Origin of the sequence: Blastopirellula retiformator, assembly GCF_007859755.1 — a bacterium.
GTDB classification, from domain to species: Bacteria; Planctomycetota; Planctomycetia; order Pirellulales; family Pirellulaceae; genus Blastopirellula; species Blastopirellula retiformator.
In genome coordinates this window covers 807,102-826,735 of record NZ_SJPF01000002.1, presented here as the reverse complement: position 1 = coordinate 826,735, position 19,634 = coordinate 807,102, and the positions used below count along the sequence as shown (strand labels likewise).

The following is a 19,634-nucleotide window of genomic DNA, read 5'->3' as shown; positions in this document are numbered from 1 at the left end:
GAAATCGCTGGACGAAGTGGTCTGGCGCCGCCTGGCCGGCCTTGGCAAGTCGAAGTGCATGGCCGAAGAAGAACGAAAAGTTCGCCTGGTAGATATCGCCAATAGGGCAGGCGTCTCGCGCGCTGCGGTTGGCCATATTCTGAACAACTCTGGACTCGACAGCGTTCGCGTGTCGGAAGCGACGCGCAAAAAAGTGCTGAAGATCGCCGAAGAGCTTGATTATCGGCCCAACCGCGCCGCCCAGCGCTTGCGCGGAATGCCGACCAAGATCATTGGCGTTGTGCTCGACACGGTAAACCGGGCGGTTTTCTCGGCGCGACTTTCGGCCATCGAGGCCGAAGCGCACGCACGCGGTTACCGCCTGATGATCGGTCAGGCCCATCACGATACCGACGAAATCAAGACGTATCTCGACGACTTCGCCGATCATGGGATGGACGCGATCCTCTGCATGTTTGACGTGATGCAAGACTTTCGGCCGAAGCTGAAAAAGGTCTTCCGCGATCGGAACAACATCATTCTCCACTCGTCGCCGATCTTAAAAACGCAACCTTGCGTGCGAGTCGAGACGTCGTCGGCGATCGAGCAGCTGGTGGATCACTTGGCTGATCGTGGTCGCAAGCGAGTCGCGATTCAGCTATGGTCCCCCACCGATCAACTGATGTCGATTCGCGCCGACGCCTGGAAAGAGAACGTCAAACGCCGCAAGTTGGCGACCAGCGAGTCGCTGATTTGGACCAACCCCGAAGCGACGCAAGAGCCATCTCGCGACGCGATCGACGATTGTATTCAGAAGTTAGTCGTCAAGAACAAGGCCGACGCCATCATCGCGTCCAACGATGAGTGGGCCGTCCGCATCATGCAAGGGCTGCACCGGCATGGCTATTCGGTGCCGGAAGATCTGGCGGTGACCGGCTACGACAATCTGGACATCGCCGACGTGATCGAGCCGGGCTTAACGACAATCGACCAATGTCACGCCGCCTATGCCAAAGCGGCGCTCGATCTGGTTGAAGAGTCGCTTCAGGGAGATATTCCGCCGTCCAAACGCCTACGAGTCATCCGCCCGGAACTGGTTGTCCGCGAGTCGACTTAGCTGCGATTCGCGTAGGTTAGAGCGGTGTTCTTCAATCTTTAGCAGTCCGTCAAGAAAATCAACGGACTGCTACGGTCAAGGTAGCTAAATCCGAGGTCAGGGCAGCGAGACTCGACTCTCGTAATATCGTGCAAAATCTCGCTTCATCTCTCCAACGCTTCGAGCTTCTCGCTACGGCGCCGTCGCGGGGTGAGCGCCATTCTTGGCGACGCTCTTGGTCGCATAAGGAGTTGGCGCAACGCTCGCGGCGCCGATGATGCGACGGGGATTACTGCGGGTAAGGCGATCGATCTCGGCCTTCGTCAACCCGACTTCATGCTGCAAGTTCTCCGCCATCCGCTGCATCGGCGTCGCCGACCCAACCAGATGACTGTCGTCTTCGGCCCGCGGCACGCCATCTTCGCCCACCGTCACTTTCCGGTCTCCGAGCGGATACAAGCCTGGACCGCAACCAGCCGCAGCGATCGCATCGGAAACGATGAATGCACGATCCAGGCCGATCAACTGCAGGTAATTTTTCAGTGCGAAGAAGGGGACGTGCGCTCCGTCAGCGATTAGGCCAACATAAAGCTGGTCGGTGCGGCTGAGCGCTCGCTGAATGATGTTGTCATGTCGATCCATCAGTCGCGGACAGCCGTTGCCCAGATGCGTGAACATCGACAGGCCTGCGTCAATCGCCGCGTCGAGTTGATCCAGCGAAGCGTTGGTGTGACCGGCCGAAACGACGATTCCCTGGTCGGCCAACCGGCGCGTGACCTGTTGCTGAGGATCTTGTTCAGGCGCCAGCGTCACGATGCGGGTCAAGCCGTCGGCCGCGTCGAGCAGCGGCGACATTTCGTTCCAATCGGTCTCCCTGGCATGAGCGACTGGATGGGCGCCGACATAGCCGGCCGTGGTGCTGATGAACGGGCCCTCAATATGAAAGCCGACGATCATGCGACTGATCAGCGGATCGGTGAGTCGCAGATGCGCGATCCGCGACAATCGCGCCGCCATCCGCGGCAAGTCGTCCGTAATGATCGTCGCCAACACGCCGCCCACGCCATCGCGAGCCAGCGCTGCACAGGCGTTATGTAAATCTTCCGCCGAGATATCGTCTTGGTTGAAGTCGACGCCGAAATAGCCGTTGATTTGCAGGTCGAAGAAGGATGTTTCAGGCATGCGGTATTCCAGGCGGGCTAGAGGGTCGAGGAGGCGGTCAATTCCGATGCGGAGGCTTTGTCCAGAAATAGGGAAGTCTCGGCATGGCTTTGTAGGATCGAAGCGGGAACTTCCGGAGTGACCGGACCCTCCACGGAATTGCGGACCGCGATTGCTTTTCGCTGATCGGGGACGCTGCAAATAATCGTCTTGGTGCGGAGGATTTGTTGACAAGACATGCTAATGGCCCGGGTTGGGACATCCTCTAGTGTAGCGAACCAGCCTTCGCCTGCCTGCTGTTTTCGGCAAGCTTTGTCCAGCTCGACGACCAGGTAGGGCGAATCGGTCTCGAAATCGGCCGGCGGGTCGTTAAAGGCCAGATGTCCATTTTCGCCGATACCCACAAACGCGACGTCGATCGGCTGCTGGACGATCAACTCACCCAGACGGTCGCAGACCTGCTGCGGGTCGGAATCCGAGCCATCCACGTAGTGAAACGCCGCAAGCGGCACTTTGTCGACAAATCGTTCGCGTAGATACCGACGGAACGAGGCTGGGTGCTGATCGCTGATGCCGAGATATTCATCTAAATGGAAGCCCGTGACGCAGCCCCAGTCGATGTTGGGCTCACGGATCAAAGCGGCCAAGGTCTCAAATTGTGAGGCGCCGGTGGCGACGATGATATTGGCCGAGCCTTTCTCAGCGATGGCGGCGCGAATGGCGGAGGCGCCTTGCCGAGCGGCGGCGACGCCGAGGTGAGCGGCGTCATCAAAGATATGAATGTTCATGCAGTTTGGTGGGTCGAAAATGGGAGAGGTTGGAGGCGTCAGAAGAGGAGAGATTAGACGCGACACTGATGTCACGCGATATCATTTTCGTCCGAATCGGCGGCGGTGTCAACAGATTAAACAACAGGTTGCATCGACTTTTCCCCTAATTAGTAGGGGCGGTGGTCGAGACCATTTACCCAATGGCTGGTAATGCGTGATCGAACTGGAATGCCCTCATTTGCACAATCTTTCCAAAAAAACGGGAAGCCAAGGGAAAATTTCTTTGCCAAGGTGATATCACCTGATATCATGATCGCAGTCGAGGGATGAGATGCCAGCCGATACTCTTCTCGTAGAGCTTGGCCCATTTTATCTACCACTCGTTTGGTGGAGGCCAAGTGATTGAACGGGGGGGTGTGCTCAATTTTCGCGCGATTTTGCCGACGCCGCGACGAAGACGTAGGCAACCTTTTTGCGTGGTCCCACCTTCCCGATGGGCCTGTCGTGACCGAGTAGACGGCGATTCGTGACTCGATGCGAAGGACTTGGGCAATTGGGCGTCGCTGCTGAGAATGGCGCATCGTTTGCTTCGGCAAAGGTCGTTGGACGCGTCGCGTCCGATTTGAATTCGTGTAGCGAGTGATTTTTTTTGCAGACGTAGATATCAGCTGACATCAAGCTTGCCGATCACAAGGGCGAGTGCGAATAGGTTGACCGTTAGGCGGACAAGCGATTGTTCCAATCGATCGGAGCGTCGATCTGCCGTTGGGCGAAAACTTCACTGAAAATCGGTCCCACGGGCCAAGCTAACTCTCATCTTTACTTTCTATTCTTACAGAGGATCGCTTATGAAACGGAAACAAGGATTCACGCTGGTTGAACTCTTAGTCGTCATCGCCATCATCGGCGTGCTGATCGCGTTGTTGTTGCCGGCCGTGCAGCAAGCTCGTGAAGCGGCTCGGCGGATGCAGTGCAGCAACAACCTGAAGCAGCTCGGTTTGTCATTTCACAATTATCACGACACCTACGGAAAGTTCATGCCGGGGGGACTCGATGGAACCGTCACCTATCCGCTTGGCTGGGTACCGCGGTTGTTTCCCTTCTTCGAACAAGGGTCGCGTTACGATGCGATGGAATCGCTCGCTCCTGCCTACCTGATGACTCGCAGTCCCTATCGTAGCCACAACCAGGACAACCCAATTTTCGGCCCAGTGCCGTCGCTTTCGTGCCCGTCGTCTCCCTTGGGCGATACCGCGTCGGACCATGCGGTGACCGGCTACTTCCCGCACTCCCAGGAACAAGGCGCGCTGCACTATCGCGCCAACGCCGGATCGGTCGACGTCGACCTCGTCGCCGCGACCACCTCGGGGCGTGATCCTTACGTCACCTCAGGCGTCCTCTATCCACGCAGCAAGGTCCGCTTCGGCGACATCGTTGACGGCACTACCAACACGATTTTGCTCGGCGAATCGTCCAGCACTAAGGGTTGGACGACCTCGCGAGCCCAAGGGTTTGGCGGAATCAAGCCGTGGGTGTGGGGGTTCTATCGCTACAACGACACCGAGTGGCTGATGATCGACCACAAGATGGTGCAGTTCCCGATTAACTATTCCGGCGCATTCACCAACAGCAATACGCCCTTCACCAGCTATCATCCTGGCGGAGCGATGTTCGCCAACTGCGACGGCAGCGTGATCTTCCTGCCTGAGACGCTCAACCTAGACATCCTTAAGGCGATGGCGACTCGGAAAAACGGAGAGGTGATTCCAAGCAGCTAACTGCCTGTTGAAAAATGCCCTCGTGGCATTTTCCAACCTCGCCAGGCTCAGAGCGTAGCTCTTCGCGGCTCGCAAAATAACGACTTACGTCGCTATTTTGGGATCGCATCCCTGCGATCACGCAGTCCGTCGAGAAAATCAACGGACTGCTAAGGCTTGGTTGTCCTCTTTTTTCCAGGCCGTCGCAACGTCGGCGCCTGGAGAACGTTTGCAATTGCGCTTCGTTTAACCTTTCTTAGGATGATAGATATGAAATACTCAACGCTGGCGACCATGGTCGTCGCCGCCGCGACGATCGCATCTGTCGGCTGCGGCGCTCGCGGTCCGGAAATGGGCGATGTCGTCGGCTCGGTTACGTATCAAGGAAAACCGCTTCCGACAGGAACAATCACGTTTATGCCGGAGACCGCCGGCGTACCGACCGCCTACGCGAACATCAAGGACGACGGCACGTATGAAGGATATACCGACGAGTTTGGCAAAGGGGTGCCCGTCGGCAAGCACCGCGTCATGATCATGGCGGTCAAGGAAAATGGTCCCGAAGCGGCGGCGGTCGCTCTGCTCCCTTTCAAATATGGCAGCGATCATCAGTCTGGTTTGACGGCGGAAGTCGCCCCAGGCGAGAATCAGGTCAACTTTGACTTGAGGTAGTTGACGTTCGCCGACAAGCAAATTCCTACCCAAGATATCGACTGCGGTTCTCAAGGCCGCAGTCGATCCTTTCATTTCAAGGCTAGATTGAATGTCGGAAGCGACGATCGAAAAACAGAGCGGCATCTCTTTTCTCCGTATCGCGAAGGCGATTGGGCCTGCCATCATCGTCGCCTCGGTGGTGCTCGGCCCTGGCAGCATCTTGTCGAATTCCAAAGTCGGCGCCGCCTATGGTTACGACATGATTTGGGTCTTGGGGCTCGCTTCGGTCTTCATGGCGCTGACCGTCTTCCTGGCGGCGGTGCTTGGCATCAGTTACGCCCAAACTCCATTTACCGAGATCGCCAATCGGCTTGGCCGCCCGGTCTCGATCGTCATCGGCGTCGTCTTCTTCCTGATTACCAGCTGTTTTCAATTCACCAACAACCTGGCGATTATCGACGTTATCAATATCGCCACCGAGTCCGCTTCCGGCGGTTGGTTGGCGAAATATGGCTCGCTGATCGGGATCGTCCTGGTCAATCTCGGCTTGATCTGGGCCCTGTACGGCAGCAGCACCCCTTACAAGTTTATCGAGAAGCTGATGATGGTCATGGTTGGCTTGATGCTGCTTGGTTTTATGGTCAACCTGATCATCGTTCAACCGTCAGTCAGCGGCATCTTGGCCGGCATGGTTCCTAAGTTGCCTAGCGGGGGAACCTCGCCGGAGAACATGGTGATGCTGCTGGGGATGTTCGGCACTACCTTCTCCATCGCCGGCGCCTTCTACCAGATCTACGCGGTACGCGAGAAAAACTGGAAACGGGAAGATCTCGCCAACGGCATCGTCGACTCGATCGTCGGCATCGCCGTGTTAGGGGGCATCAGCTTCGTCATCATGGTCACTTCGGCTGCGGTACTGCATGGCGCGAGTCTCAGCAACATCACCGATGTCGCCAAGCAACTAGAGCCGCTGATCGGTCCCCAGGCGAAAATCATGTTCTGCATCGGTCTGTCGGCCGGGGCGTTTAGTTCGCTGCTGGTCAATGCGTTGATCGGCGGCACAGCGCTCAGCGATAGTCTCGGGCTACCATCCAGCGTCAAAGATTCGCCTGTCAAACTGTTGACCGTCGCTGGCCTTGTGGTTGGTATGTCGGTCGCCATCGCCATCAACTGGTTGGAAATGTCGAGCGTTCAACTGATCGTCTTCGCTCAGGCGTTAACCGTAATCGGCGTCCCTTTGTTGGCCTTCGCCATGCTCTTTCTAGCCATCCAAATGCAACCGTCGCTGCTAAAGAACGCCGGCGTCGCGATCGCCTCGGCGTCGCTTGTCTTGGCGCTACTCCTCTCAGGGCGGATGATGATGTCGCTGGTCGAAAAGCTGAGCCCGCCGCCTGCCAAGGAAGCGAACGTCGAACGCGCGCCGTCTCTTCGCCCCAGCGTCGGTCTCGCCAACTCGACCCGCTCCAGCTAATCGGCGATTCCCCTAGCCCTGCCTGTTTTGTTCGCATCGGTTGCCGCTGCGCGTTACGATTCTCAGTAACGCGAGTGCGCCCTTCTCTGGCAACCACGGTGGAGGTAATTTCCATGATGATGCGGATGTTTGCGGTTCCGTTGCTGCTCTTACTCTCGCTTAGTCCGGCGCTTGCCGAGCAACCCAAGATCTTGTTCATCGAAACGCTGGAAGTTCCAGCCGACGCTGACCAGCTGCAGAAATTGGTGGTCGAGCGGTTCAACACCGCCGTGACCGAATTGAAAATCGCGAAGAAACAGTACGAAAGCGGCATCGTCGCAATCGAGGATCTTATCGATCCGGCAACGCGTGTCCGTGATTCTAGTCTTGAGCTGACCGACGATCCTCAAGAGAAGATCGCCAACCTGAAATGCTTCCTCGAGTTCGCTCAGTACAGCGAAAAAATCGCGCTAAGTAAGTTCGAGAGCGGCACTGCTCCGCCTGGTGCGTTTGAAGCGGCGAAGTACCTGCGTCTCGATACCGAGATCCTGCTTCTCCGTCTCCAGCGCCAGACGGAGAAGTCAAAATAGCGGCCGGCGATTACGTCATCGACGCGTCGAATATGCTCTGAATCGACTTGCCCAGCGTCGCGTCGAACTCGGCATCGGTTTGCTGCGCCGACAATCCTTCGGCCAAGGCCCGCGAGAAGCTGGCCACCACGCCGTGATTGCGCCGCAGCAGTTGGTCCGCCTCGTCGCGGCTATAACCGCCCGATAGCGCGACCACCTTTAGCACGCGGCGATGCTTCACGAAGTCGGCGTAAAAATCGTCGACCGTCGGCAGCGTCAGCTTCAGCATTACCACTTGATCTGCCGGCAGCTTGTCGAGCGCCGCCGTCAGGCTGGCGTGCAACAGCGTTTCGGCCTCCGCCTTGTCGGGGCAGTGAATATCGACTTCCGGTTCGACGATCGGTACCAGCCCCGCGGCGATGATTTGCGCCGCTACTTCAAACTGCTGATCGACGACCGCCTGAATCCCTTCCTTGTTCGCCTGCAAGATCACCGACCGCATCTTGGTGCCGAAGACATGCTTGGAGACCGCCCGCTTCAGCAAATCATCGAGCCCCGGCATCGGCTTCATCACTCGCACGCCGTTCTCTTCGTCGGCCAAGCCTTTGTCGACCTTCAGAAATGGCACGACGTTCCTTTTCTCCCACAAGAAGTCGGCGGTCGGGATCCCTTCGATCTCGCGATCCATCGTGTTCTCAAACAAGATCGCTCCCAGGATATGCTCACCGGTGAAGCTGGGGCTGGTAATAATCCTTGCCCGCATCTCATGCACCAGGGCGAACATCTCCTCGTCGCTCGACCAGGCGTCATCGGTCAAGCCATACGCATGCAGCGCCGTCGGCGTGCTGCCGCCGCTCTGATCGAGCGCCGCGATAAAGCCCGGCTTCGATTTGATCTTCTCAAACTGCAAGTCACTTCCGGCGTACGTGGTGCTCATGGCGATCTCCTATCGTTGGGATTATCACTTGCCGCTACTTGTATTCTAGGCCTCTTGTCGCCCCATGTCGCGTGTCGCCGGTAAGGTACTTCGAGATTTCATGGAAGCGCCATAACTGAAGTGGTTAGCCGCGATAGCTCCGCTATCGGGGCGGCGCAGCCGCAGGAGGCATCAGGCCGAGGGAAGAGAGCCAAACGGAGGTCACCACTCTATACGATCGGGCGCCGCCGCCTCTTTTTCTTCCGCGGATTGATGCTTCCTGCCGACTTCGTCGGCCCCGATAGCGAGAGCTATCGCGGCTAACCATTGTCGGGCGATTTCTACGCTTCGACCCACTTCCGATACGGCTGGTACCCGTAATACTTCGGCGAGTCATCCAGCCGCACGTGCAACCAGCTCACGCCGGCGCCGGCGGTGCTGAGCCAGACCGGCCGCTCGCTTAGCCGCGTCTGCGCTTGTTCGCCCACCTCTTGCCATAAGGCCAACCGCTGCACGGCGGGACCTTCTCGCATGAACGCCGCCAGGTGCCCGTAAGCCTCCTTTTCGCCGATCGGCGTCGGGGCAATCAGCAGGGCGTTGCGGCCGAGGTTGGAAAAGGTGACGACCGCACGGTCGGCGGCGAAGTGTTCTTCAAACAAATGCGGCTCCGGCGGCCGGGCCAGGTTCGGACTGTTGAGCACCACGAATTCCCACGGTCGGTCGGTCGTCTTCTCATCGACCGGCGGCGTCTCCCAACGAAACGCCGCGTACGGAGCCTCGGCCAACTGCGTGCAAAGCCAAGCGACAAATTTGTCGTCGCTGCGCAATCGCTCGATCGCCTGGCCGCTGGTCAGCGTTTTTTGTTTCTTGCTGATCACGTAACGCAGCCCCGAATGGTTGGGCAGGTCGTACGTCTCCGCTTTCCACGGCATCCGATTTCTATCCTTCGGCGATGTTTTTCAAGGGGGAGAGTCGAGCGTTCGCCGCAGCGGCGTCGATGGTTGTGGTCCGATAAGGGGGAGAAGAGCGTCTGGGGGGGCGTCCTTCGCATGATACAGGGTTAAAGCGGAAAGCGGAAAGCGGTCTGCCCCCACACACTAACCCGAGTGCGCAAGCCGAGGGAATGTGCCCGCAAGCAAACGGACCGGACCGCCACGTTCCAAAATTTCCGAATTGCCAAACAGCCCACATCTTCATCAGCCCCAAGGGGCGATCTAACCCAAACCTGGTGAACGGCTCGATATCGACCAAATCGACTGGACCGGACGATTTCGTTTTTTATAACGCCCGCCACGCAGGATTCCGGCGCCAGGGCGATTCCGCTTTGGGCAGCTTTCGTTCGCCCCGTAGCGACAGGAAAGGACTGGACCGCTGCGCTCGTTTTTTTGCATTCGTGGACTGGACCGCTGCGCCTGTTTTTTCGTCATCGCACTATCTTATTGCACCACAACCAGTTACGCGGTTCTGGTTCCGGCGCCCGGCCCATTTCGTGGATCGCCATCGCGGACTGGACCGGACGATGTCACTTTTTTTCGCGCTAGTGGACTGGATCGCAGCGTTTTTTTGGTTCTTCACCGAATTCTCCCAGAACGCATCAACTTCTACCAAGTAGTGGACTGGACCGTTTGATTTTTTTTCGTGCTCGGCCGGCATCGGGATTTCCCATTTGGTTTGCCTCTAAATTCATCCACGAGAAAACCATGGCGTCTGGCGCGGCGACCTGGGCGAAGTCATCCGCACCTTGCAATCGACCAAAATTCCGTGCGCTTTGTCAAGGAAAAGTTTGATGGTCAAGGTAGAGAAAAGGGGACGCGTTGCGAATTTGCCCCCCGTCCCAATACTGTTCGGCACGGCGATTCGCCAGGCACTAGCTCGGCGCCGCTTCGACCTCTTTACGCATTTTCGTCGACCAGCGAGGCCGCGCAAGCTGCCATTCCATTCTCCACCAGCGCAGCATCAACCGAGAGACCGCTGCGACGGCGGACTCCTTACTGCCTGCTACGATTTTTTCTTCGCAGTCGCGGCGGCTTGCTTTCGGATCTTGGCGATGTGAGCCAGCATCTCCGCTTCGTTGGCCAGGCCGGTGAAGTAGTAGCCGATCATCTCGAAGGTCCGTTTGCTTGGCTTGCCGCCGATCCACAGGTGGATCAACAGGCAGGCGATCATCGCGCAGTAAACCTGAATCTCGATCCCGTTTTTGCTGTGACTAATCAGATGCGCGCCACCCATCAGTTGCTTGTAGAAGCGGAAGAAGATTTCGACCGTCCAGCGATATGAATAAAGAATCGCGATGATTTCGGCTGGGGCGAACGGCATGTTCGTCGCGATTCGCAGCACGCCGTCGCTGCTNGGCGCCTTNGAACCTTTCACCTTGCCGCCAGTTCGATTNTTGTGCGGCGTGCACTTCACGCAGACAAGTCGAACCAGATGATCGGGGCGATCTTCCTTCTTGCTCGTCTTGCCAAGCAGCACGGTCTGATCGCTCAGCACGCCTGCGGCTCGATCGCCATCGGTCAGCGGATGTTCTTCGAGCACGTCATACTTCGAGTTGTCGCGCAGGCGACAGAGATAACTGCTGCCGCGCTGATCGATTGCGTTCAGCAGTTTGAACTTGGCGTAGCCGCGATCCATCGCATAAATCTTGTCCGCCTCCAGCGAACGCGCCAGCACCGCCCGCTCGTCGTTTTCGCCGCCGCCGTTAGGCGTCACGGTGATCGATTGCGGCGTGAAACTGGCGACCTCGAAGTGCGTGTGCAGTCGCCAACGCACAACGGCCGAACCGGTCGTCTGCTTCAGCAGCGTCGCGGCCATGATCGACGGCAACGCGTTCACTACGCTACCATCGACGGCGATCAGCCCTTGCGCGAATTTCGCCGCTTTGGCGTCGAGTTTTCCGGCTTGAACCTGCTCGGTCAGCAGTCCGATAATGGCCTTCAGTCGCTCCGGATCGAACAGCCGCGCACTTTCGGAAAGCGAGCCAAGCGACGCTTTCGCGTTGCCAAGCTTCGCCTGAACCTTGGTCAGTTCGCTTGCCTGCGAAAGTGCTCGCAGACTAGAAATGCCGGGGTTCAAAACGTAAAGCAACACCAGCAGGCAATACTGATCGAAGTGCAACGTGCGGTTGCCAGCGACATCGCGCTCCGTCCCCTCGTCATGCAGTTGGGCCAACAACGGCCGCAACTTGGCAAAGTACTTCAGGCCTTGCACACGGATCGGTTGCTGGTCGTCGGCGCTAGCAGGCGGGGTCGCCGATTTCCGTTTTTTTGAAGACTTCCGCACGATAAAATGCCACTGCATTCAAGGTTGAAATCAAGCTTCGACTTGCCATTGTGGCACGGCGAAATGGAATTAATTTGAATGCGCAAATGGCGTGCCGAACGGTATTGCCCCCGTCCCCGTTGATTTCTCCTACTCGTGCTCTACTCGACGGGATTACCCAAATCCAAGACTCCCATTTTGACAAAGGAATATACGATCAGCCCTCTAGACGCCAATTGTGTATTGGGTTGCGCCTTGTGTTTTGGGAACACCGGAACACCGCTGTAACGCCCCTCTGCGCCAACGTCTGGGTCATCAACGGAAAGTGTATCTCGAATTGAAGCCAAGTCCTCCGGTTCAAGGAAAAAGCCTGTTAGGACATATCCTTCTTCTCCCTGGTAATCGCAAATCTCGGAAAGTCTATCAGAAACATCCATTAAATACCCCTAGTTTTCAGCCGCTCGTTTAATCAACCATCCCGGCCCACCTGCACGCCGTAGCCGTTCTAAGGAAATCGAAGCGTCGTCCAACAAATGAATTTGAGTCCGAAGAATTCTAAGGGGACGGGGGTCAAATTCTCTGGCTCACGTCTTCGTCCTTCGGATTCCCCTCGAATCGCTGGCTCGATCGGGGCTTGTCGAGCACGCGGCAGGCCCGCCGCTAGGAGACCAAATAGCTCTCCTGATGCTGCTTGACCACCTCGCGGCGCGATTGAAGGGCGGTCCGTTTCCCTTGGCGATCTCCTTCAGCATCGAGATGTCGAGCGCCTAATCGGCGATGATTCGCTTCAGACGATTGTTCTCCTCTTCGAGCGATTTCAGACGTTTCGCTTATTCTCTCTTCATGCCGCAATACTGCGTTCGTCAGCGGCTCAAAGTCGCCTCGCTCACTTCCAGCGCTTGCAACACCTCGCCGACGCTCTTGCCCGCCGCCAACATGGCGTCGGCATTTCGCAACTTTTTGATAATCTGTTCGGCCGAATGCCGACCTCGTTTCTTACTCATGAAAAATGCTTCGCCAGGATTTTGGCTCTGGATCTTTCATAACGAATGGATCAGGATTTGGGGAGCACTCCACGACCATCTGCGGTTCCCTACTTTCCGCAACTGGCAACCGCATTTTCCTCGCTGGCGCTGCGGGCTACTATCGCCGTAGCAGCTATTCGAACGGCACCGTGCTAATCTCAATTTCGCCGATCACGAACGGGACCGATTGTTCCGGGCGGATCGTGATGTCGTTGCCCCACATTTTGGCGAAGCAGGCGTCTTTCACGTGCCAGACGCCGGTTTGCCAGCCGCTGGCGTTTTTCGCAACGCCGAACCAGCGGCCCGAGTTTTTGTAGGGGCCTTTGCCTTGGGTGTCGGCGTACTCGTAGAGCAGGTTCATGCCGACGTTGCCGGGGCTGACGCGGCGGACTTTGACGCGGACGTAATAGTCGCGGGTCTGCAGGCTGGCGAACGTTGGGTGGACGAACAGGCCAAGCGGATGGCCGATGTCTCCTTGCACCAACAGGCCGCTGCTGCCGTCGGCGAAGGTGACGGTCGGGTAGGCGTCGCGATGCAGCGGGAAGATGCCGGTCGTTTCATCCGTTTGCCCGGCAGCGAAGCGAACTGTCTTCGCGTCGCGGTAGTCGCCGCCCCAGGGGAACGGTTTCTCGGCGTTCGCTATTGCTTGGGCGACCAGCGTTGGCGAGAGCGAAGTGATCAGCTGTGGGGCGTTGGTGAGCGTGACCGTTTCGCCAGCCTCGTAGCGATGGAGTTTGCCGGTGATCGGATCGGCGACGACGACCATGGTGGGGAAGGTGAGCGAATGCTGCGTGCCGACCGGCGACCAGGCGACCATCAAGTTGGCCTGGGGGCCGGCGAAGACGAATCCGTACCCGGCCGCTTGTTCGCCGAGGGCCAGCCAGCCGAGATAATTCGGCTTTTCGCCCAACTGCGACGCGAGCGTCTTGAGCGCGGCGAAGGAGGGACGCCCCTCGCCGTTTCGATTGAGCAGGCCGAAGCCTGACTCTTCGCTGTAGGGATCTTGCGCCTCGAACCATTGCGTGCGATCGATTCCTTGGGCGATCGCCATCGTGTAAATCTTGACCAGGGCGTTGGCGGCGTCGATGTCGGTGGTCGGCGTGCGGCCGCCGGCGTTCAGTTTGTCGCCGACTTCACTGATCCAGATCGGCGCGTCCGCTTTTTCCGGGGCGACTTCCTGCAGCATGTTGCGCAGCGTTTGGTTCATCCACAGGAACGGGATCTCACCGTTTTTGCTGCGAAGGCCGCCGGCGATTTCGTAGGGGTGAATGCAGAGGAAGTCAAACTTGTCGGCGGCGCCGGCGTCGCGCATCGCTGTGATCGTTTGCTGCAGGTAGTCAGGATCAAAGCTGGCGACGGTCAGGCCGACCTGGGCGTTTGCGTTGCCCTGTTTGGCGGCGTCATAGGTTGTGGCGGCCAGCTTGGCGTAGTCGACGGTTGTGTGATGGGCGTCGTTGAAGCCGCCGTTTCCTTCGTTCCAGACTTCCCAGTAGCGGACCTGATCGCCGTAATGAGCGACCGTCCCTTCGACAAACTGCGACCAGGCGGGCAAGTTGTCGACCGGAAAGGCGTGCAAGAACTTGGAGCCCGGGGGCGTGCCCATCAAGATCGCCGTTAGCTGCAGATCGTGTTGCTGCGCCGATTCGACCAGTTGGTCTCCCTGTTTCCAGTTCCACTGACCCAGCTCTGGCTGAAACGATCGCCAGCCGGGGAAGAGCCGGACCGACGTGACGCCGGCCGACGCGACTTTGGGGAACCACTCGGTATGGTTGCGAAAGGCGCTGGCCGAGGAACTGACGCCCCAAGGTCCGACCGATTCTTCCGGCGATTGGGCCAGGGCAGGGGAAGCGAACAGCACGATCAGCAAAGTGCAGGCGGCAGTTTGATAGCGGGGCGCAGCGATCAAAGGAGGCTCCGGCGGCAGAGGTTTCTAGATTGGCTTACTTGTTTAAGGGTGATGTGGCGGGGCGGAAGGTTTCTGATTTTCCGCGAAACGAAAGGAAAAGAATCGCAATTTGATAGAGGAATCTGAGGTTCGATTCGCGGGAAATCTTGGGCGAGATGAGAGTTCTGCCTGGGAATGGGAGGAAATGGGGGTATTCTGTGTGCAATGTTGACCCGGTTGGATGAAAAATACCTTCGTCCCCAGTAAAATTGCATAGATCAACGAGTACAATTGGTCCCTAGAACGCGGGGGCCCCGCCTACTTGTCGCCCTCACCCCACGTTCCCGCTCCACGCTCCGTCATTTCACGCCTAAAGGAAACGCATTTCATGGTTAAGTCTGGTAACACGACGCGCCGCCAGTTTTTGCAGGTCACGGCTGCGGCCGGCGCCGCTGGCGTCTTCACTTCTTCCGCCGCGCTGGTCAAAGGCGCCGAATCGCCGAACGAACGCCCGGTCTTTTCGACGATCGGTCTGCGCAATCAAGGTTGGGCCATTACGAGCAAGTCGACGGGCTTGGCCGATTTCGCCGCGCTGGCCGATGTGGACGCCAACGTGCTGGGGACCAATGTCCAGCGCGTCAAAGATCGTCAGAAGAAAGCGCCTGACGCTTACAAAGACTACCGCAAGGTTCTGGATCGCGACGACATCGACGCGGTGATGATTGCGACGCCTGATCACTGGCACACCAAGGTCGCCATCGAAGCGATGTTGGCCGGCAAAGACGTCTACTGCGAAAAGCCGCTGACCCTGACGATCGCCGAAGGCAAACTGATCGAGAAGATGGTCAAAAAGACGGGCCGCGTTTTCCAGGTCGGTACGATGCAGCGCAGCGAAAGCGGTCAACGCTTTTTGCAGGCGATCGCGCTGATTCGCGCCGGTCGCATCGGTAAGGTTCAGAAGATCACCTGCGGCATCAACGGCACCAACGGTTCGCCAGAGATCCCGGTCGCTTCGGTTCCGGCCGAATTGGATTGGGACTTGTGGCTGGGCCCGGCTCCGAAGGTCGACTACCGGGCGCTGCCGGAAGAACGCAAGGGGTATGGCGGCGGCGTGCCGCTCTACAGCAACTGCCACTATTCGTTCCGCGAATGGCACGAGTACGCCGGCGGCAAGCTGACCGACTGGGGCGCGCATCATGTCGACATCGCCTGTTGGGCGCTGGGCGAAGACGCCAACAGCCCGAAGAAGGTCTCGCCGGTCTCCTACACGCTGCCGGTCGAATACAAAGATGGCTACCCGGTGGTGCACGATCGCTACAACGTGGCGACCAAGTTCAACATCAAGGTCGATATGCCCAACGATGTTGAAATGACGATCACCAGCGAAGGGGACAACGGCATTCTGTTTGAGGGAACTGACGGCCGTTTCTTCGTCAACCGCGGCAAGATCGTCGGCGCTCCGGTGGAAGCGCTCGAGAAGAATCCGTTGCCGGAAGGCGCCGTCGAAGACGTCTACGGCGGTCCGATCCCGTCGAACCACACCGCCAACTTCATCGCCTCGATGAAGTCGCGGAAGCAGCCGATCTCGGACGTCTGGTCGCACAACCGCATGCTCGAGATCTGCCATCTCTCGAACATCGCCATGCGTTTGGGCCGCGATCTGAACTGGGACGCGTCGAAGCGCGAGATCGCCGGCGACGACCAGGCCAACACCTTCCTGGCCCGCGAAAACCGCAAGGGTTACGAGATCAACATGTAGTCGGCAAGGCTACAATCGACGCAATCTTGAAGAGCCGCCGGCGCCCACGCGCCGGCGGCTCTTTTCGTGCGTAGTCCGCAAGATCGGCGCAATCCGACCGCGTCCCGCACCATCGGCGGTGGCCGCAGGAACCCGCAATTGGCGTTTAACAGTCCGTTGATTTTCTCGACGGACTGCGTGATCGCAAGGATGCGATCGCAAAATAACGACGTAAGTCGTTATTTTGCGAGCCGCGAAGAGCTATGCTCTGAGCCTGGCGAGGTTGGAAAATGCCACGAGGGCATTTTTCAACAGGCTGTTAAGGAGTTTTCCGAACATCGCGTCGGCCGTGACCTATGGTTGGGCAGCAATTCGGGCCGCATCGGCGGTCGATCAATTCCCCCGAGGCGAGCAATCGCCGGCTGAAAGGCAAACCATGAAGACGCAGAACCGTTCGCTCGCCCGTATCGCACTTATCGCCGCCATGATGGCGACGTTGATCACCCAACCGCTGGCGGCCTGCACTGGGTTGCGACTCATTTCGGCTGATGGCGGCGCCGTGGTGGGGCGGACGATGGAGTTCGGCTTTGATCTGGAGTCGAAGGTGCTGGTCATTCCGGCCGGTGTTCGCCTCAGCAATACGCTCGCCGATACGGCGAAAGGCCTTTCCTACGAGACGAAATACGGCGTCGTCGGGGCCAACGCCTTGGGGATGGAGATGATCGTCGACGGCGTTAACGAGCAAGGTCTGTACGTCGGATCGTTCTACTTTCCCGGTTACGCCGGCTACGCCAAGCTGGGCCCGGATAACCAAGACAAGGCTTTGGCGCCGGAAGACTACGGCCTGTGGCTGTTGGCGACCTGCGGCAGCGTCGCTGAAGTCAAACAGCGGTATAGCGAAGTTGTGTTGGTCGATCGTCCGATCGAGCAATTGGGAGGACAGAGCTTTGACGGGCACTTCCTCGTGCATGACTCGACCGGCGCCAGCGTCGTGATCGAACCGATCGACGGCGGTCTGCGAATCTACGACAACCCGCTCGGCGTGATCACCAACTCGCCGACCTTCGATTGGCACCTGACCAATCTGCGCAACTACATCAACCTGAGCGTCTCGAACGTGCCGCCGGTCGACTTGGAAAAGATTCAACTGGCCGGCTTTGGTCAGGGGACCGGCATGCATGGTCTGCCGGGCGACTCGACCCCGCCGTCGCGTTTTGTCCGGGCAGTCGCCTACTCGCAAGCGGCCAACCAGCAGAAGACCGCCGCTGAGACGGTCGACCAGGTGTTTCATCTGATGAACGCGTTCGACATCCCGGTTGGTTCGGTGCGGGAAAAGGATGGCGGCAAGGTGACCGAGGACTACACGCTGTGGACGACCGTTTCGGACCTGAAGAACGTCCGCTGGCTGTTCCGCACTTACGGCGACCAAGCGGTCCGCTCGATCGACGTCCGCAAAGCGGTTGACGCGGCCGACGGTAAGATCCAGGTGATCGAGATGAAATCGCACCAAAAATACGAGGACGTCTCGACCAATTTCAGCTAGCTGACTCGCCTGCTTGCAGAGACTTTTGAGAACGCCATCGGCGGTCGATAATCGGCCGCCGATTTTGCTGCGCCGACCGACCCATGCGCCGCCGGTTGCGAAACCTTTAGCTGCCGGTTGAAAAATGCCATCGTGGCATTTTTCAACCTCGCCAGGCTCAGAGCATAGCTCTTCGCGGCTCGCAAAATAACGACTTACGTCGTTATTTTGGGATCGCATCCGTGCGATCACGCAGTCCGTCGAGAAAATCAACGGACTGTTAGGCAGCGAGGCCAGGCAGAATCACTCGCCGATACGGCGCCAGTCTTCCCAAAGTGATCGCGCGACGGCTTTCGCGGCCGTCCGCGATCGTTTTCTGCGCTCAACCCGTTGGTTGCGGCCTCGATTTCCGCTATAGAATGTGTACAAAATGCTGATGGGACGCCTTGCGTTTGGAACCAAGGGGTCAGGCGGTACCGGATCATCAGCGGCGGCGACACTTTCTGGGAAGTTTCTGGATGCGACATCAACCAATCGATTCGAGCCTGTTTGTCGAAAATCGTGACCGTTTGAAGGGGCTTTTGCCTCCTGGCTCGCTGGCCGTCGTGCATGCCAATGACATCTTGCCGACCAACGCCGACGGGGCGCTCAAGAATATCCCGAATACCGACCTTTTTTATCTGACCGGGATTGAGCAGGAAGAGTCGATTCTGTTGCTGTTTCCCGATTCGCCCGAACCGACCCAGCGCGAAATTTTGTTCGTCCGCGAGCCGATCGAAATTCTCGAAATTTGGGAAGGGCACAAGCTGACCAAAGAGGAGGCGACCGAGGCCTCCGGCATCACCAACATCAAATGGATCGGCGACTTCCCCAACATCTTCCGCAACTGCATGCTGAGCGCCGAGCAGGTCTTTCTGAACCAGAACGAGCACCGCCGCGCCGCCGCCGAAGTGCAAACCCGCGACGATCGATTTGTGGCCAAGTGCAAAGAGCAATATCCGCTGCATACCTATCGCCGGCTGGCGCCGCTGTTGCACCAGCTGCGAGCCGTGAAGTTGGAAGCCGAGGTCGAACTGATTCGTCACGCCTGCGGCATTACCAAAGGGGGCTTTGAACGCCTGCTCAAGTTCGTCAAACCGGGCGTCTACGAACACGAAGTCGAAGCGGAACTGTCGCACGAGTTCGTCCGCAACCGCGGAGCGTTCGCCTATACGCCGATCATCGCCTCTGGCAAGAACGCGTGCGGGCTCCATTACATCCAGAACGATCAGATCTGCAACGACGGCGATTTGTTGTTGTTGGACGTGGCGTCGAACTACGCCAACTACAACTCGGACCTGACGCGCACCATTCCAGTGAATGGAAAGTTCACGCCGCGGCAGCGGGACGTGTACGAAGCGGTCTTGCGAGTGATGCGAGCGTCGATCGCAAACGCCACCGTCGGCAAGATGCATCGTGATTGGCACTACGAAGCGCAGCTGATGATGAACGAAGAGCTGGTCGGGCTGGGCCTCTTGACCAAAGAGGAGGTCGCCGAAGGAACCCGTGAGAATCCCGCTTGTCGCAAGTACTTCATGCATGGCCTGGGACACTCGATCGGTCTGGACGTGCACGACGTCGCCCCGGCCCACGTGCCGTTCTCGGCCGGCTGGGTGCTGACGGTCGAGCCAGGCATCTACATTCCGGAAGAAGGCTTCGGCGTCCGCCTGGAGAACGACATCCTGATCACCGAGGATGGCCCGGTCGACCTGATGGCTGATATCCCGGTCGAGGCGGATGAGATTGAAGCGTTGATGGCGGCGCGGTAGGTTGCGGTTAGAAACTTGAGTCCAGGTTTGTTGATCACTGTCCGGT

At 58.2% G+C, this 19,634-nt stretch carries 14 protein-coding genes and 2 pseudogenes; 8 read left to right on the top strand and 8 right to left on the bottom strand.

The features are described from left to right. Positions 1–16: 16 nt before the first annotated feature. Complete coding sequence (locus tag Enr8_RS10715; RefSeq protein ID WP_246120030.1) at positions 17–1,096, top strand: LacI family DNA-binding transcriptional regulator; 1,080 nt, start codon at positions 17–19, stop codon at positions 1,094–1,096. Positions 1,097–1,267: 171 nt separating this feature from the next. On the opposite strand, the gene Enr8_RS10710 is transcribed toward Enr8_RS10715, so the two are convergent. Continuing rightward, positions 1,268–2,257 carry an N-acetylglucosamine-6-phosphate deacetylase gene (locus Enr8_RS10710; protein ID WP_146431274.1) on the bottom strand — a complete coding sequence of 330 codons (990 nt, stop codon included), beginning with the start codon at positions 2,255–2,257 and terminating at the stop codon, positions 1,268–1,270. A 17-nt stretch (positions 2,258–2,274) separates the two neighbouring features. After that, positions 2,275–3,024 (bottom strand): glucosamine-6-phosphate deaminase, encoded by a 750-nt coding sequence (locus Enr8_RS10705; protein WP_146431271.1) that lies wholly within the window; start codon positions 3,022–3,024, stop codon positions 2,275–2,277. Between the two features lie 830 nt (positions 3,025–3,854). On the opposite strand from Enr8_RS10705, the gene Enr8_RS10700 reads away from it, so the two are divergent. From Enr8_RS10700 to Enr8_RS10685, 4 genes are all read left to right on the top strand, one after another. Beyond that, positions 3,855–4,784 (top strand): DUF1559 domain-containing protein, encoded by a 930-nt coding sequence (locus Enr8_RS10700; protein ID WP_146431269.1) that lies wholly within the window; start codon positions 3,855–3,857, stop codon positions 4,782–4,784. 249 nt (positions 4,785–5,033) lie between these two features. Further along, complete coding sequence (locus tag Enr8_RS10695) at positions 5,034–5,435, top strand: hypothetical protein (protein ID WP_246120029.1); 402 nt, start codon at positions 5,034–5,036, stop codon at positions 5,433–5,435. Positions 5,436–5,526: 91 nt separating this feature from the next. After that, positions 5,527–6,888: an NRAMP family divalent metal transporter gene (locus tag Enr8_RS10690; protein ID WP_146431265.1), complete on the top strand. Its 1,362-nt coding sequence runs from the start codon at positions 5,527–5,529 to the stop codon at positions 6,886–6,888. Between the two features lie 98 nt (positions 6,889–6,986). Then, complete coding sequence (locus tag Enr8_RS10685) at positions 6,987–7,457, top strand: hypothetical protein (RefSeq protein ID WP_146431263.1); 471 nt, start codon at positions 6,987–6,989, stop codon at positions 7,455–7,457. A gap of 10 nt (positions 7,458–7,467) precedes the next feature. On the opposite strand, the gene Enr8_RS10680 is transcribed toward Enr8_RS10685, so the two are convergent. From Enr8_RS10680 to Enr8_RS10655, 6 genes and pseudogenes are all read right to left on the bottom strand, one after another. Next, positions 7,468–8,373 carry a fructose bisphosphate aldolase gene (locus Enr8_RS10680; RefSeq protein ID WP_146431260.1) on the bottom strand — a complete coding sequence of 302 codons (906 nt, stop codon included), beginning with the start codon at positions 8,371–8,373 and terminating at the stop codon, positions 7,468–7,470. 320 nt (positions 8,374–8,693) lie between these two features. Beyond that, the gene (locus Enr8_RS10675; RefSeq protein ID WP_146431259.1) at positions 8,694–9,284 is read right to left on the bottom strand and encodes a DUF6940 family protein; all 591 of its coding nucleotides are present in this window, start codon (positions 9,282–9,284) and stop codon (positions 8,694–8,696) included. 1,066 nt (positions 9,285–10,350) lie between these two features. Continuing rightward, positions 10,351–11,565, bottom strand: a pseudogene (locus Enr8_RS10670) (IS4 family transposase); the annotation flags it as partial. A gap of 206 nt (positions 11,566–11,771) precedes the next feature. Further along, complete coding sequence (locus Enr8_RS10665) at positions 11,772–12,047, bottom strand: hypothetical protein (RefSeq protein WP_146431255.1); 276 nt, start codon at positions 12,045–12,047, stop codon at positions 11,772–11,774. A gap of 161 nt (positions 12,048–12,208) precedes the next feature. Next, positions 12,209–12,614: pseudogene (locus Enr8_RS10660) on the bottom strand (transposase); the annotation flags it as partial. 154 nt (positions 12,615–12,768) lie between these two features. After that, positions 12,769–14,541 (bottom strand): glycoside hydrolase family protein, encoded by a 1,773-nt coding sequence (locus Enr8_RS10655; protein WP_146431253.1) that lies wholly within the window; start codon positions 14,539–14,541, stop codon positions 12,769–12,771. Positions 14,542–14,908: 367 nt separating this feature from the next. Between Enr8_RS10655 and Enr8_RS10650 the strand changes: the two genes are divergently transcribed. The 3 genes from Enr8_RS10650 (at position 14,909) to Enr8_RS10640 (ending at position 19,588) form a co-directional block, all read left to right on the top strand. Then, positions 14,909–16,279 (top strand): Gfo/Idh/MocA family protein, encoded by a 1,371-nt coding sequence (locus Enr8_RS10650; RefSeq protein ID WP_146431251.1) that lies wholly within the window; start codon positions 14,909–14,911, stop codon positions 16,277–16,279. 415 nt (positions 16,280–16,694) lie between these two features. Further along, positions 16,695–17,801, top strand: a complete 1,107-nt coding sequence (locus Enr8_RS10645; RefSeq protein WP_146431249.1) for a choloylglycine hydrolase family protein — start codon at positions 16,695–16,697, stop codon at positions 17,799–17,801. A gap of 497 nt (positions 17,802–18,298) precedes the next feature. Continuing rightward, positions 18,299–19,588 (top strand): aminopeptidase P family protein, encoded by a 1,290-nt coding sequence (locus Enr8_RS10640; RefSeq protein ID WP_146431247.1) that lies wholly within the window; start codon positions 18,299–18,301, stop codon positions 19,586–19,588. Positions 19,589–19,634: the final 46 nt, after the last annotated feature.